Annotated in this window: 10 protein-coding genes; 1 reads left to right on the forward strand and 9 read right to left on the reverse strand. The window is 65.0% G+C overall.

Annotated elements, in window-relative coordinates:
• Nucleotides 1-34: 34 nt before the first annotated feature.
• Together M9955_03200 and M9955_03205 are read right to left on the reverse strand one after the other, a co-directional pair.
• Complete coding sequence (locus M9955_03200; GenBank protein ID MCO5080649.1) at nucleotides 35-1,531, reverse strand: pyridoxal-dependent decarboxylase; 1,497 nt, start codon at nucleotides 1,529-1,531, stop codon at nucleotides 35-37.
• 13 nt (nucleotides 1,532-1,544) lie between these two features.
• A complete protein-coding gene (locus M9955_03205; protein MCO5080650.1) occupies nucleotides 1,545-2,633 on the reverse strand; it encodes a pyridoxal-phosphate dependent enzyme in 1,089 nt (362 codons plus the stop codon).
• A gap of 141 nt (nucleotides 2,634-2,774) precedes the next feature.
• Here M9955_03205 and M9955_03210 point away from each other — a divergent pair, with 141 nt between their 5' ends.
• Nucleotides 2,775-4,745 (forward strand): transcriptional regulator, encoded by a 1,971-nt coding sequence (locus M9955_03210; GenBank protein MCO5080651.1) that lies wholly within the window; start codon nucleotides 2,775-2,777, stop codon nucleotides 4,743-4,745.
• Between the two features lie 23 nt (nucleotides 4,746-4,768).
• Here the strand turns inward: M9955_03210 and M9955_03215 are convergent, their stop codons facing one another.
• The 7 genes from M9955_03215 to M9955_03245 are packed head-to-tail and all read right to left on the reverse strand — an operon-like array spanning nucleotide 4,769 to nucleotide 14,155.
• Nucleotides 4,769-5,281, reverse strand: coding sequence for a DUF2478 domain-containing protein (locus M9955_03215; GenBank protein ID MCO5080652.1), 513 nt, complete (start codon nucleotides 5,279-5,281; stop codon nucleotides 4,769-4,771).
• Nucleotides 5,282-5,317: 36 nt separating this feature from the next.
• A complete protein-coding gene (locus M9955_03220) occupies nucleotides 5,318-6,601 on the reverse strand; it encodes a molybdopterin molybdotransferase MoeA (protein MCO5080653.1) in 1,284 nt (427 codons plus the stop codon).
• The gene (locus M9955_03225) at nucleotides 6,598-7,437 is read right to left on the reverse strand and encodes a peptidylprolyl isomerase (protein ID MCO5080654.1); all 840 of its coding nucleotides are present in this window, start codon (nucleotides 7,435-7,437) and stop codon (nucleotides 6,598-6,600) included. The genes M9955_03220 and M9955_03225 overlap by 4 nt, the downstream gene beginning before the upstream one ends.
• 4 nt (nucleotides 7,438-7,441) lie before the next feature.
• The gene (gene narI / locus M9955_03230; GenBank protein MCO5080655.1) at nucleotides 7,442-8,182 is read right to left on the reverse strand and encodes a respiratory nitrate reductase subunit gamma; all 741 of its coding nucleotides are present in this window, start codon (nucleotides 8,180-8,182) and stop codon (nucleotides 7,442-7,444) included.
• Nucleotides 8,183-8,193: 11 nt separating this feature from the next.
• Nucleotides 8,194-8,877 carry a nitrate reductase molybdenum cofactor assembly chaperone gene (gene narJ / locus M9955_03235; protein ID MCO5080656.1) on the reverse strand — a complete coding sequence of 228 codons (684 nt, stop codon included), beginning with the start codon at nucleotides 8,875-8,877 and terminating at the stop codon, nucleotides 8,194-8,196.
• Nucleotides 8,874-10,394, reverse strand: a complete 1,521-nt coding sequence (gene narH / locus M9955_03240; protein ID MCO5080657.1) for a nitrate reductase subunit beta — start codon at nucleotides 10,392-10,394, stop codon at nucleotides 8,874-8,876. The genes narJ and narH overlap by 4 nt, the downstream gene beginning before the upstream one ends.
• Nucleotides 10,391-14,155, reverse strand: coding sequence for a nitrate reductase subunit alpha (locus M9955_03245; protein ID MCO5080658.1), 3,765 nt, complete (start codon nucleotides 14,153-14,155; stop codon nucleotides 10,391-10,393). The genes narH and M9955_03245 overlap by 4 nt, the downstream gene beginning before the upstream one ends.

Genomic DNA, 14,155 nt, shown 5'->3' on the forward strand with positions numbered 1-14,155 from the left:
GTGTTGACGGATTAAGCGGGTCCGCGCAACGAAGCTACCTACGCGGGTCGATCCCTGTCGCTCCCACCCTCAACACCTCTGCGACGATCAGGTCGAGATCCTCGTAGCGGGTGCGGTGGTTGCAGATGGCGGCCCGCAGACAGTGTCTGCCGCCGATCGTCGTATCGGACAAGGCCGCAACGCCAGTCTCCTGAAGACGGATCATGATCTCCGTGTTTAGGGCCTTGAGCGCCTCTTCTCCCATGCCGGGCGGTGCGAACCGGAAGCAGACGATGTTAAGGTCCGGCTCGACCAGCAGTTCGAGCGGCGGACGAGCGCGGATCAGATCGGCCAGATATCGCGCCTGCGCGATGTTCTGGTCGATGAGGCGGCCGAATTTGGCGGTGCCCTGCTCCATGATCGACATCCATACCTTCAGCGCCCCGAAGCCGCGGCTGGTCTGCAGGCCGAACTCATGCAGGAACGTCCCCGAGGCGAGTCCGCGGACGCTGCTCTTCAGGTATTCCGGGGAGACGGCGAATGTCTGCCGATGGCTGGCGCGATCGCGGATCAGCGCGCAGCCGACCTCGAAAGGCGCATGCAGCCATTTGTGCGGATCGAGCGCGATGGAATCGGCGCGTTCGATGCCTTTCACACGCCAGGCGTTCTGCGGCGCCAGCGAAACCAGCGCACCGATGCAGCCGTCGACATGGAACCATAGCCGCTCTTCCGCCGCGAGGTCAGCCAGCGCGACAAGGTCGTCCACGGCGCCCGTGTTCACGGTGCCTGCCGTGCCGATGATGCAGGCCGGTTGGAAGCCTTTCGCGCGGTCTTCCCTGATAGCCTCGCGCAGGGCTGGAACGTCGATGCGGTATGCGGCGTCCGTCGCTACGCGCCGCAGCGCCTTGTTGCCGACGCCGAGCGTCTCGACCGCTTTGCGATGGCAGGAATGCACCTGATCGGAGGCATAGAACCGCAGCGGCCGTTCAAGCGCAGTCAGGCCTTCTTCCCGCAGATCGACGTCTGCCATCGCATTGCGGGCTACCGTCAGGCCGATCAGATTGGCCATGGAACCGCCGTTCACCAGCGTGCCGCTCGCGGTAGGCGGCAAACCGACCATGTCGCGCAGCCAGCCGACGACCTGCTGGTCCACGAGGGCCGCGGCATGACTGCCTCCACCTAGGTTGGACCCTTGCACGGCGGCGATGAAGTCCGCGAGCGCGCCGGTGAAATTCCCGGCTCCCATGAACCACGCCCAGAAGCAGGGATGTATGTTGCCCATCGGATAGGCGAGCACGTTTTGGCGTACAAGCGTATAGACCTCCTCGACAGGCGTCGGCAGTTCCGGAGCCGGCGCGCTGAACATCGCCTCCATGTGATCCGGCATAGGCTGCCAGACCGGCCGTTCCCGCACCGTGCCGATATGGGTCACCGCGTCGTCGACGATCCGATGGGCCAGCGCCGTGATGTGCGCCCAGTCCGGCGGATCGAGCGTCTCGGTCGTGCGCGGTGCCGTTTCCGTGAGCTGAGGATGCTGGGCGTGGCTTTCCATGAGGCTCTCCCGCTCAGGCGACGGCCAGTTGGAAGCCCGGCGTCGAGAGCGACAGAGCGTGCTCTTCGGCATCCATGTCAGCCGGAATGGTCTCGAAGAGCGGGGTCGAGAGATAGCGTTCGCCCGTATCCGGCAGCATGCACAGGATGACGGACCCTTGCGGCGCCTTCTCGGCCACCTGCCGCGCCACGCCGAACGTGGCGCCGCCGGAGACGCCGGTGAGAATGCCTTCCTTCTGCGCCAGCGCTTTCGCCCATTCGATCGCCCTGACGCCCGGAATCGGTATCACCTCGTCGTAGTATCTCCCGTCGATGGCCTCCTGCAGTACATCGGGTATGAAATCCGGCGTCCAGCCCTGTATAGGATGCGGTTCGAAAGCGGGGTGGCTTGCGGCCGGCGCACCGTCCGGGCCGCGCTGCTGCGCCTGCCCACTGCCCACCAGTTGCGCATTGGCCGGTTCGCTGAGGATGATCTTCGTCTCCGGCCGCTCGCGGCGCAACACGCGCGAGACCCCGACCACGGTACCGCCGGTGCCATAGCCGGTGACGAAATAATCGAGGCGCGAGCCGGCGAAATCGTTGACGATCTCGCGCCCGGTCGTCGCTTCGTGTATGTCGGCATTGGCCGCCGTCTCGAACTGTCGCGCAAGGAACCAGCCGTTCCTCTCCGCAAGTTCGACCGCCTTCTGATACATGCCGAAACCTTTTTGGGCGCGCGGAGTCAGCACGACCTTGGCGCCGAGCATCCGCATCAGTCGCCGCCGTTCGACGGAGAAGCTGTCGGCCATGGTGACGACAAGCGGATAGCCCTTCTGGGCGCATACCATGGCGAGCCCTATGCCGGTGTTGCCGCTGGTCGCCTCCACCACCGTCTGGCCGGGCTTGAGCGCGCCGCTGCGTTCCGCATGCTCGATGATGGCAATGGCCAGCCGGTCTTTCACCGACGCAGCCGGGTTGAAGAATTCGGCCTTGACGTAAAGGGCGGCATGCCCAACGCCGAGATTGTTGATGCGGATCGCGGGCGTGTCGCCGATCGTGTCGAGCACGTTGTCAAAAAGTCGTCCGCGTCCGTTGGTGGTCCTCGATGCTTCCTTCGTAGTCATGGCGTCTCTCCATGTGTGCGCTGCGGCATCGTCTGGTGCTTTGCGTTTGCGCGGCGGATGCTAAAGTGCGCGCCGCGACGTGGCATGGGAGCCAGCGTTGGAGCGAGCATGGAATCGGACGGTTCCGCCGCAGATTCATTGATGTCGGGACTTGAACTCCGGCTGCTGGGACCGTTGACGGTGCTGCGCGCCGGTGCTGCGGCACAGCTTCCGCCGTCTCGCAAGGTGCGGATATTGATCGCCTATCTGGCGCTTTCTTCTCACCCGGTTACGCGAGAACGCCTGTGCGAGCTGCTGTGGCGGGTGCCGAACGATCCGCGCAGCGAATTGCGATGGTGCCTGAGCAAGCTGCGGCCGCTTCTTGACGAGCCCGGAAGGCGGCGCGTCATTGCCGACGACAACCGGGTTTCGCTGGATCTTCAGAACTGCGATGTCGATGCGCTGAGGCTTATGTCGGCCTTGCACGACGGCGCTGGACAGCTTGCCGACGATGAGCTGGCGTCACTTTCGGCGAAAGCGGCAGGCGACTTCCTCGAAGGGCTCGACGCCGACGGCAGCCCGGACCTCCAGCATTGGCTGATGGCGCGGCGCAGCGAGTTTCGCTCCCTGCGCGCAGAGATCGTCGCCGAGATCGGCAACCGGTCGACGCCGGGCACGCCCAGAGGGCTTGCCGCCGCACGCGACTGGGTGGAGAGCGCGCCACTGGACGCGCGCGCTCACCAGAGGTTCCTCGCCGAACTCTTCGATCGGCGCATGATCGAAGAAGGCGACCGGCATCTGGAAGCCGCGGCGCGGACTTTCGCGGAAGAAGGCATGGATTTCGCGCCGGCCAGGGCCGCCTGGACGGCAATGCGCGGCGGGAGCACGCCCGTGCCCGCGGCCGTCTTGCAAGCACAGGCCGTTCCGGTCGAGCGAGCGGCCGCGCGGCGCGCTTCCATCGCCATTATGCCCTTCACCGAGCTCGTGTCCGGCAGGCACGACCGCAGCGAACTGGGCAACGCACTTGCCCACGACGTCATCAGCCGGCTGGCGCGTCTGCGCAGCCTCTTCGTCATCGCGCGCGGTTCGGTTTTCGCCATAGCCGAGGAAACGCTGTCTTTGCGCGAGATCGGGGAGCGGCTGGCGATAGACTACGTCGCCACCGGCTATCTCGAGCGCCATGCAGACAGGGTCGTCATTGCTGTCGACATCGCAGAGGCGGCGACGTCACGCATCTTGTGGACCGAGCGCTTCGAGGCCGCTTCCTCGGTACATGTCGCCGTGCTCGATGATGTGTGCGACGGCATCGTCTCGTCGATCGCCTCGGAGATCGAGAATGCCGAGCGCAACCGCGCGATTCTGAAGCCGCCGGATTCGCTGGACGCCTGGGAATGCTACCATCGCGGCCTTTGGCATATGTATCGTTTCACTGCCGAGGAAAACGTCCGCGCAGCCGACTTCTTCCGGCAGTCGATAACCCTCGATCCGACATTCTCACGCGCCTATGCCGGTCTGTCCTTCACGCACTGGCAGAATGCCTTCCAGCGCTGGGACGACCGCACCGAACAGACGAAGCAGGCGCTGGAAACGGCGGGCCGCAGCGTGCTTGTCGACGATCACAATCCGGCGGCCCATTGGGCGATGGGCCGGGCGCTCTGGCTCTCGGGCGAAGTCTCCGAAGCGGTCCATGCTCTGGAGGAATGCGTGCAGTTGAGTCCGAATTTCGCGCTCGGGCACTACACCCTCGCCTTCGTGCATTCGCAGGCCGGCGATCCTGCGACCGCGATAGCCTCCTCTGACCACTCGCGTCTCCTGAGTCCCTGCGACCCGCTGCTGTTCGGCATGCTCGGCTCACGCGCGCTGGCGCTGGTACGCCTTGGAAATTATGCCGAAGCGGCCGAATGGAGCCTGAAGGCGGCGTCCCGCCCGAACGCCCATGTCCATATACTGGCCATAGCGGCCCATTGCCTGGCGCTTGCCGGACGGATCGAGGAGGCACGTACTCACGCCGCGCGGATCAGGCGGCAGAATCCCGGCTATGGCGTCGCGAACTTCCTCGACACTTTCCGCTTCGAGGAAGACGTGAATTCGCAGTACCGGAGTGCGGCGGGACTCATCGGCCTTTCGCCGTGATCGCGGTTTCTTATGCGCTGGCGTTATGCAGCCCGGACCTGCCGTGCGGCGAGGCACCAGTCGGCAACTGACTGCGCATCCGGCACGAGTTCCGTCGCGAGGCTCCCGGCAAAATCGAGGAAGGCGGGAAGGTTTCGCCCGTTGACGCCCACAAGCACGGGAAGGCCGCGATCGAGCGCGTCGGCGATCACCGCCGTCAGGCCCCGGCCCTCGGCCTCCTGCTTGCCGAATTTGTTCACGACCAGCAGTTCGGCTCCGTCCAGCGCCTGCGCCACCCAACTCACGGACTGTTCCAGTGCTCCGGCGTCCAGCCGGCAACCGCGCGCGCCTGCGCCGCGGTCGACGCTGATGCGCACCACCGGCCCGTCCGGCAGCAGCCGCAGGTCCATATCGCATTTGGGACGGTCGTCCCGCTCGATATTTGTCTGCACGGTGCCGGCAATGGCGAGGCGGCTTGCCTTGAGCCGTTCCACCACATCCGCCAGCAGAAGATCGATCCGGCCCCGGCCGGCGACGCTCACATAACCCAGCTTCACGGCGCTCTCCCCTGGCATTGGCAATCGGCTTGATCGTCACTCGTCTGCAAACGGCAGGAACTCCAGCAGATCGCCGCGCGCGACGCGGTCGGCCTCGGCGGGGATCAGAAGCAGGCCATCGGCTCCGGCCAGCAATGCCAGCCTGTGCGAGACAGCGGATGTGGCTATCTCTGCGATTCTGGTTCCGTGACCATCGTATCCGCCAAGACGGGCGGGCAGGAACTCGCAACGCCCCGGATATCGCGAACGCTCGAAGCCTGCGCGAACGATGAAGCGGCGGGGGCCGTTGCCGCGAATGCCGGCCAGCGCCTCCGCGATTCGTGCCCCGATCACATGCCAGGTTACAAACGCCGCGACCGGATTACCCGGCAGGCCAAGATAGAGTGCCCGGCCCAGCCGACCGATCACCAGAGGCTTGCCGGGCTTGACCGCCACTTTCATCACATGGATTTCGCCGCCCGCGGCACGCAACATGGCCGGCATATGGTCCTCGTCGCCGACCGACACGCCGCCGGTCGTGACGACGAGATCCGCATCGCTGGCAGCCTGTTGCAGCGTCTGCAACAAAAGGTCGGGCTTGTCGGGGACACTTCCCAGATCCAGCGGCTCCACCCAGGGAAGGTTGAGAGAGCCAGCCAGATGATACCGATTGGCGTTCCATATCTGCCCATGCGCCAGCGGCGTGCCGGGTGAGCGCAGTTCGGATCCCGTGCTGAAGAATGCAACCTTGATGCGACGCCGCACGGCGACATCGGCGCAACCTGCCCCGGCGAGCAGCGCCACCGCGCGCGGTCCTATGCGTCGCCCGGCGGACAGCAATTCCGCTCCCGCGACAAGGTCCTCGCCGGTGCGCCGGATGTTCTCGCCGTGCCGGGGACGCCGGTCTATGCGCACGACGCGCCCCTCCAGCAGCGTCATTTCCTGCATGACCACGGCATCGCATTCCGGCGGAACCGGCGCTCCGGTAAGGATACGCAAGGCGACACCCCGGAGCGACAGCTCAGCCCCCGTATCACCCGCCGCGATACGACCAGCCACCGGCAGCCGCCACGGCCCCTTGCCGGCAAGATCGGCAAGCCGGACCGCGTAGCCGTCCATGGCGGAACTGTCGAAATAGGGCAGTGATACGCCGGCCTCCACCCGTTCCGCCAAGACCCGGCCGTGCGCCCGCTCGAGCGGCATACGCTCGACCTCCTTCACCGGGCGGACCAGCGACATCGCCAGGCGAAGGGCAGCGTCGACGGATATCGGCCCGCCATTCTCCGGTGAAGCTTCACACCCGCAATAGAACGGGTCGGACAGGACAGCGACGGCGCTCATGCAGGTATCTTTGCCTCCATCCAGGGCGTTTCGGCGAGGACGATGCCGGTCACATCCGCTCGCGCCGCCAGCTCCTCGACATAGGTGCGGCTGGCGCGCACCCAGTCCGCTTTCTCCTGCGCCTCGCGCAGATGCGGCAGTACCGCCGCGAACGGCAGAATTTCCCCGCGCGCCCGCGCGTCCAGCCGGATCAGATGGAAGCCATATCGGCTTTCCACCGGTTCCCGGGAGATAGCGCCTTCCTCCATACCGGCAAGAGCGGCCTCGAATTCCGGCACCGTGTCGCCCGAAGCAAGCTGCCCGAGAAGGCCGCCATTGCTTCGAGACGGACAGGCGCTATGCTCGGTCGCAAGAGCGGCGAAACGGAGCGGCGCGTCCTGCAGTCCCGCGAGAACCCGCTCGGCATCCATCCTTGCCGCCATACGGGCGGCGGCATCGCCGGGCGGCGCGGGAAAGAGGATATGCGCCGCCTCGAACAGCGAAGGTCCGCGAAAGCGGTCGGGCGAATTCTCGTAAATCGCGCGCAGCTTCATCTCGTCAACCGGCGCCGGTGCTATGGCGGTTTCGAGAAGCTGACGGATCAGCGCCTCTTCCTCCGTCTCCCATTGGCCCTCTGCAAGTTCCACGGGTGCGGGCACGATCTGCCTTGCCTTAGCCTCCTGAAGCAGGACCTCGCGCAGGACAAGCGCCCGCGCTGCTGCACGCCAGGCCCAGCCCGGCTTGCCTTTCGGCACGGGGTGGTTCTGCGCCTCCTCCGCGATCGCCTCCGCAGGGATGACGACGCCGTTGATCGTGACAGGTTCAGGCCGGAGTGCCGGTTTCAGGGCGAGTTGCATGATCCTACTCCGCAGGATGCTGGTAGGGCGCCCGCGCGAGCGGCGCCAGTCCCGCCGCTCCGAGCTTCGCGCCACGCCGCGACCGCACGATCTGGTAGCCAGGCCGCCAGAGATAGCGCACCGGAGCCGAGAACATGTGGACCAGCCGGGTGAACGGGAACAGCAGGAAGATGGTGAGGCCGAGCAGGATATGCGCCTTGAAGAGCCAGTGCACGTCCAAAATGTGGTCGGCCGCGCCGCCGCGCATGTAGATTATCCCCTGCGCCCAGCTCATGAACTTCACCATCTCATGTCCGTCCAGATGTCGCAGCGAAACGACGATCGTCGCCAGCCCCAGCAGCAGCTGGACCATCAGAAGGACCAAAATGCCGGTATCGGCGAACGTGGAGTTGGCGCGGATGCGCGGGTCGGAGAGCCGACGGTGCAGGAGCAGGACGCCGCCTACCAGCGCCATGATGCCGGCGACGCCTCCGGCGACGACGGCGAGGATCTGCTTGGCGCCATGGCTGACCCCGAGCATGTCGAAGATCTGGATGGGGGTCAGGAGCCCGACGAGGTGGCCGGCGAATATCATCAGCACGCCCACGTGAAAGAGCACCGATCCGGCGATGAACTGCCGCTTGCGCAGAAGCTGGCTTGACTTGGATTTCCATGTGAAAGGATCGCGCTCGTAGCGCGCGATGCTCGCGATCACCATCACCGTGACGGCGATGTAGGGATAGATGCCGAAGAGGAAATTGTGCATCGCGACCTCCTTCACTGCGCCGGGGCGGGTGCGGGATTCATGCGGGCAAGCACGTCGCGGCTGACCGGGCAGCCGGCGTTCGGGTCCGGGCCGAAGGTCACCTGCGCTTCCTCCCACACGGCATCGAGCGCGGCGAGATCTTCCGGGTCGTCGTCCTGTTGCGAGAGCAGGATCTGCGCTTCCTCGTCTGTCGGATCTGCCGAAGCGAGCGTCACAAGCGCGTCCAGAACCGCCGCATAGACCGATTCACGACGCGTCAGCCGCTCGGCCAGCGCAACGAGTATGTGACCCGCATCGGCGAGCACCTGCCGCGCCTCGGCGAGCGGTTGGGTGGACAGAAACTCCAGCAGCACCGGCAAGTGGTCCGGGAGTTCCGGTTCGGCAAGCTCGAAGCCGCCTGCGCGATAGGTTTCGAGCAGGTCGACCATGGCGCCTCCCCGATCTCGACTCTCGCCATGGATGTGCTCGAACAGATTCAGCGACAGGGTCCGCGACCTGTCGAACAAAAGCACATAGCGTTCCTGAAGATCATAGAGATCGCCGGTCTCGAGAGAGCAAAGCAGCGGCTCCAGCGCCGTCGCGGCGGAGGACGAGATCACACCCTCCGCGAGAACAGCGCGGATCGCCGGGATTACGTGCTGCAGTTCCTCGCCCGGATAACTCAGCAGTACCGAGAGCGCCTTGAAGGTCTTCATGCGATGAACTCCTGCGGGCTGCGGAATTTCTTGCCGCCGAAAAGCGAGGCGCGCGAATGGCCCGTGGAGCAGCCATTGCCGTCCGTGAAGCCGCAGCCTCCCTTGAGGTCGTAGGCGTCCTCCACCAGTTCGCGATGGGTCGTCGGGATGACGAAGCGATCCTCGTAATTGGCGATGGCGAGAAGCTGGTACATCTCGTCGATCTGCTGCGGCGTCAGGCCGACGCGCCTCGCCACGCCGAGGTTCACGATCCCGTCGACTGACTTCGACCGCATATAGGCCCGCATGGCCAGCATGCGCTCCAGCGCGGAGACGACGGGAGCCTCGTCCCCCGCCGTCAGCATGTTGGCGAGATAACGCACGGGGATGCGCAGGGAGTGCACGTCCGGCATGTCGTCCTGCGCGGCGATCCGCCCGGCCTCCACCGCGTTCTGGATCGGCGAGAGCGGCGGGACGTACCAGACCATCGGCAGCGTGCGGTATTCGGGATGCAGGGGGAAGGCGATCTTCCACTCCATCGCCATCTTCCAGATCGGCGATCTGCGCGCGCCCCTGATCCAGTCCTCCGGAATGCCCTCGGCGCGCGCGGCCGCGATCACTTCCGGATCGTCCGGATCGAGGAACACGCCGAGCTGCGCGTCATAGAGGTCCTTCTCGTTCTCGACGCCGGCCGCCTCGGCGATGCGATCCGCGTCATAGAGCATAACGCCGAGATAGCGGATGCGGCCTACGCAGGTTTCCGAGCACACCGTCGGCTGGCCGCTTTCAAGGCGCGGGTAGCAGAGCGTGCACTTCTCGGATTTGCCGCTTGACCAGTTGTAGTAGATCTTCTTGTAGGGACAGCCCGAGACGCACATGCGCCAGCCGCGGCATTTCTCCTGATCGATCAGGACGACGCCGTCGTCCTCCCGCTTGTAGATGGCGCCCGACGGACAGGAAGCGACGCAGGCCGGATTGAGGCAGTGCTCGCACAGCCTCGGCAGGTACATCATGAAGGTGTTTTCGTACTGTCCGTAGATTTCCTTCTGCACACCCTCGAAATTGTAGTCCTTCGACCGTTTCGCGAACTCGCCACCCAGGATCTCTTCCCAGTTCGGTCCCCATTCGATCTTTTCCATGCGCTCGCCCGATATCTTCGAGCGCGGGCGCGCGGTGGGGAACGCCTCCATTTCCGGCGCGGACTTCAGATGGTCGTAGTCGAAATCGAACGGCTCGTAGAAATCGTCGATCTCGGGCAGGTCCGGATTGGCAAAAATGTTCGCAAGGATGCGCCATTTGCCGCCCTGCTTCGGCTGCAGCGCGCCGTTCCGGGTCCGCGTCCAGCCGCCTTTCCAGCGCTTCTGGTTCTCCCAGTCCTTCGGATAGCCGATGCCGGGCTTCGTCTCGACATTGTTGAACCAGGCGTATTCGACGCCTTCGCGGCTGGTCCAGACGTTCTTGCAGGTCACGGAGCAGGTATGGCACCCGATGCATTTGTCGAGGTTGAGCACCATACCGATCTGGGCACGTACCTTCATTCCGCTGCCTCCGTGATTTGGGTTGCGGGGATTTGGGTTGCGGGCCGGTCGAGCCAGTCGACTTCCGCCATCTTCCGCACGATCACGAACTCGTCGCGATTGGCGCCGACCGTGCCGTAGTAGTTGAAGCCGTAGGCGAGCTGGGCGTAGCCGCCGATCATGTGGGTCGGCTTCGGCACGATGCGCGTGACCGAGTTGTGGATGCCGCCTCGCTTGCCGGTGATCCGGCTGCCCGGCGTGTTCACGATCTTCTCCTGCGCGTGGTACATGAACATCGAGCCTTCCTTCATCCGCTGGCTGACCACCGCGCGCGCGGTGATGACACCGTTGGTGTTGAAGACTTCGAGCCAGTCGTTGTCGACGACCCCGGCCTTTTTCGCGTCGGCCTCTGAAATCCAGACGACCGGCCCGCCGCGATTGAGCGTCAGCATCAGGAGATTGTCGCTGTAGGTGGAGTGGATTCCCCATTTCTGATGCGGCGTCAGGAAGTTCAGCACCACATGCGGCTCGCCGGTCGCGAGCGCTCTGGTCGCCGCCTCGCCCACCGTCTTGAGGTCCACGGGCGGTCGCCAGGTGACGAAGGCCTCGCCGAAGGCGAGCATCCATTCGTGGTCCTGATAGAGCTGCTGCCGGCCCGTGACCGTACGCCACGGGATCAGCTCGTGCACGTTGGTCCAGCCGGCATTGTAGCAGACATCCTCGCTTTCGATCCCCGACCAGGTCGGCGAGGAAATGATCTTCCTCGGCTGCGCGGCGATGTCGCGAAAGCGGATCTTCTCGTCCTCCTTGACTTCGGCCAGATGCTTGTGATCGAGGCCTGTCGCCTTGCCCAATGCCTCCCACGCCTTGACCGCGACCTCGCCATTGGTTTCGGGAGCCAGCATCAGGACGACCTCGGCCGCATCTATCGCGGTCTCGATGCGGGCCATGCCCCGGGTTGCGCCTTCCTCCGCCACGGTGCCGTTCAGGGCCTTGAGGTGATGGACTTCCTCCTTCGTGTCCCAGGCTATCCCCTTGCCGCCATTGCCTGCCTTTTCCATCAGCGGGCCGAGCGCGGTAAACCGCCTGTAGACATTCGGATAATCCCGCTCGATGGCGATATAGGCGGGCGCCGTACGCCCGGGGATCAGGTCGCATTCGCCGCGCTTCCAGTCGCGCACCGCCGCCTGGGCGATCTCGCCCGGGCTGTCGTGCTGGAGAGGCTGCTGCACCACATCCGTTTCCACGCCCAGAATTTCGGGCGCGACATCCGAGAATTTCTTCGCGATCGCCTTGAAGATCTCCCAGTCCGTCTTCGACTCGTAGGCCGGGTCCACGGCCGCCTGCAGCGGGTGGATGAACGGATGCATGTCGGACGTGTTCATGTCGTCCTTCTCGTACCAGCTCGCCGTCGGCAGGACGATGTCGGCATAGACGGCGGTGGTCGACATGCGGAAGTCGATGGTGACGAGGAGGTCCAGCTTCCCTTCCGGGGCTTGCTCGTGCCAGACGGCCTCGACCGGCCTTGCCCGGCCTTCCGCGCCGAGATCCTTGCCCTGCACCCCGTGGTCGGTGCCGAGCAGGTGCTTGAGGAAATATTCGTGCCCCTTGCCGGACGAACCGAGCAGGTTGGAGCGCCAGACGAACAGGTTACGCGGCCAGTTCTCCGGCGCATCGGGGTCCTCGCATGACATCTGCAATTCACCCGACTTCAGACGCTGTGCAACATAGTCCTTCACCTCGACTCCGGCTGCCTTTGCCGCGCGGCCGACCTCAAGCGGATTGGTCTTCAGTTGCGGCGCCGAGGGCAGCCAGCCCATGCGTTCGGCACGGATGTTGTAGTCGATCAGGCTCAGCCGGTCCCACTCGCCCTTGGGCGCGGTGGGTGATAGCAGTTCGCGCGCCGTCACCGTCTCGTAGCGCCACTGGTCGGTATGGGCATACCAGGCACTGGTGGAGTTCATGTGGCGGGGCGGACGTGCCCAGTCCAGAGCGAAGGCCAGCGCCGTCCAGCCGGTTTGCGGCCGCAGCTTCTCCTGCCCGACATAGTGCGCCCAGCCGCCGCCCGAATTGCCGACGCAGCCGCACATCACCAGCATGTTGATGACCGCGCGATAGTTCATGTCCATGTGGAACCAATGGTTCATCGCCGCGCCGATGATGACCATCGACCGGCCGCTGGTCTTTTCCGCATTGGCTGCGAATTCGCGCGCCACCTGGATGATCTTGTCGCGGCGCACCCCGGTGATCCGCTCCGCCCAGGCCGGGGTGAAGGGCACATCGGCGTCATAGCTGTTGGCGACATGGTCGCCGCCCAACCCCCTATCGAGGCTGTAGTTGGCGCAGAAGAGGTCGAAAACCGTGGAGACGAGCGCCTCTTCTCCCCCCGCCAGCCGCATCCGCTTCACCGGCACATTGCGGGTGAGTATCTGGCCGCGGTCATCGAGAGCGAAGCCATTGGTCGCGGCGCCGCCGAAATAGGGGAAATCGACGCCGGCCACCTCGTCGTGGTCCCCGTCCAGGATCAGGCTCATCTTGAGCCGGATCTCGTCGCCGCCGGCCTTCTCCTCAAGGTTCCACCTGCCCGTCTCGCCCCAGCGGAAGCCGATGGAGCCATTGGGAACGACAATCTCGCCGCTGGCCTCATCGATGCCGACCGTCTTCCAGTCCGGATTGTTCTGCTGGCCGAGCGAGCCGTCGAAATCGGCGGCGCGAAGCTGCCGCCCGGGGACGAGACGTCCGTCGCGTTTTTCGAGGCGCACCAGCATCGGCATGTCGGAATATTTGCGGCAGTAGTGCGCGAAGTAAGGCACCTGCCGGTCGAGATGGAATTCGCGCAGGATGACATGGCCGAAGGCCATGCCGAGGGCGGCATCCGTTCCCTGCTTGGCGTTCAGCCAGATGTCCGCGAACTTGGCCGCTTCGGAATAGTCCGGGCAGATGACGGCGCTCTTGGTGCCCTTGTAGCGGACCTCGGTGTAGAAATGAGCGTCGGGCGTGCGCGTCTGCGGCACGTTCGAGCCCCACAGCAGCAGATAGCCCGCATTGTACCAGTCCGCTGATTCCGGCACGTCGGTCTGTTCGCCCCATGTCTGCGGGCTGGAAGGCGGCAGGTCGCAGTACCAGTCGTAGAAGGACATGCAGGTGCCGCCTAGCAACGACAGATAGCGCGTGCCGGCGGCGTAGGAGACCATCGACATGGCCGGGATCGGCGAGAAGCCGAACACCCGGTCGGGTCCGTATTTGCGCGTCGTGTAGGCATTGGCTGCGGCCACGATCTCGGTCGCCTCGTCCCAGCTTGCGCGCACGAAGCCGCCCTTGCCTCGAATGCGGGTATAGCTCGCGCGTGCCGCGAGATCGTCCTGGATCGCCGTCCACGCCTCGACCGGACTCATGATCCTGCGCTTCTCGCGCCACAGCCGCATCAGCCGGCCCCGCACCAGCGGCGTCTTCACCCGGTTGGCGCTGTAGAGGTACCAACTGTACGAGGCCCCGCGCGCGCAGCCGCGCGGCTCGTGATTGGGCAGATCCGGCCGCGTGCGCGGATAATCGGTCTGCTGTGTCTCCCACGTGACGATCCCCGATTTCACGTAGATCTTCCAGGAGCACGACCCGGTGCAGTTCACGCCATGGGTCGAGCGAACGATCTTGTCGTGCTGCCAGCGGCGGCGATAGGCGTCCTCCCAGTCGCGGCTCTCGATCGTGGTCTGGCCATGACCGTCCGAGAAGGTGTCCTTGCGGAGCGTCGTCAGGAAATTCAGGCGATCCAGAAGATGGCTCAT

This window comes from Rhizobiaceae bacterium (genome assembly GCA_023953845.1).
In the GTDB taxonomy this organism is placed as follows: domain Bacteria; phylum Pseudomonadota; class Alphaproteobacteria; order Rhizobiales; family Rhizobiaceae; genus Arvimicrobium.

What these genes read in the sequence shown, in the direction of transcription:
- M9955_03200 (MCO5080649.1), bottom strand. Translation starts at nt 1,531, where the DNA reads ATGGAAAGCCACGCCCAGCATCCTCAGCTCACGGAAACGGCACCGCGC.
- M9955_03205 (MCO5080650.1), bottom strand. Translation starts at nt 2,633, where the DNA reads ATGACTACGAAGGAAGCATCGAGGACCACCAACGGACGCGGACGACTT.
- M9955_03210 (MCO5080651.1), top strand. Translation starts at nt 2,775, where the DNA reads ATGTCGGGACTTGAACTCCGGCTGCTGGGACCGTTGACGGTGCTGCGC.
- M9955_03220 (MCO5080653.1), bottom strand. Translation starts at nt 6,601, where the DNA reads ATGAGCGCCGTCGCTGTCCTGTCCGACCCGTTCTATTGCGGGTGTGAA.
- M9955_03225 (MCO5080654.1), bottom strand. Translation starts at nt 7,437, where the DNA reads ATGCAACTCGCCCTGAAACCGGCACTCCGGCCTGAACCTGTCACGATC.
- narI (MCO5080655.1), bottom strand. Translation starts at nt 8,182, where the DNA reads ATGCACAATTTCCTCTTCGGCATCTATCCCTACATCGCCGTCACGGTG.
- narJ (MCO5080656.1), bottom strand. Translation starts at nt 8,877, where the DNA reads ATGAAGACCTTCAAGGCGCTCTCGGTACTGCTGAGTTATCCGGGCGAG.
- narH (MCO5080657.1), bottom strand. Translation starts at nt 10,394, where the DNA reads ATGAAGGTACGTGCCCAGATCGGTATGGTGCTCAACCTCGACAAATGC.
- M9955_03245 (MCO5080658.1), bottom strand. Translation starts at nt 14,155, where the DNA reads ATGAGCCATCTTCTGGATCGCCTGAATTTCCTGACGACGCTCCGCAAG.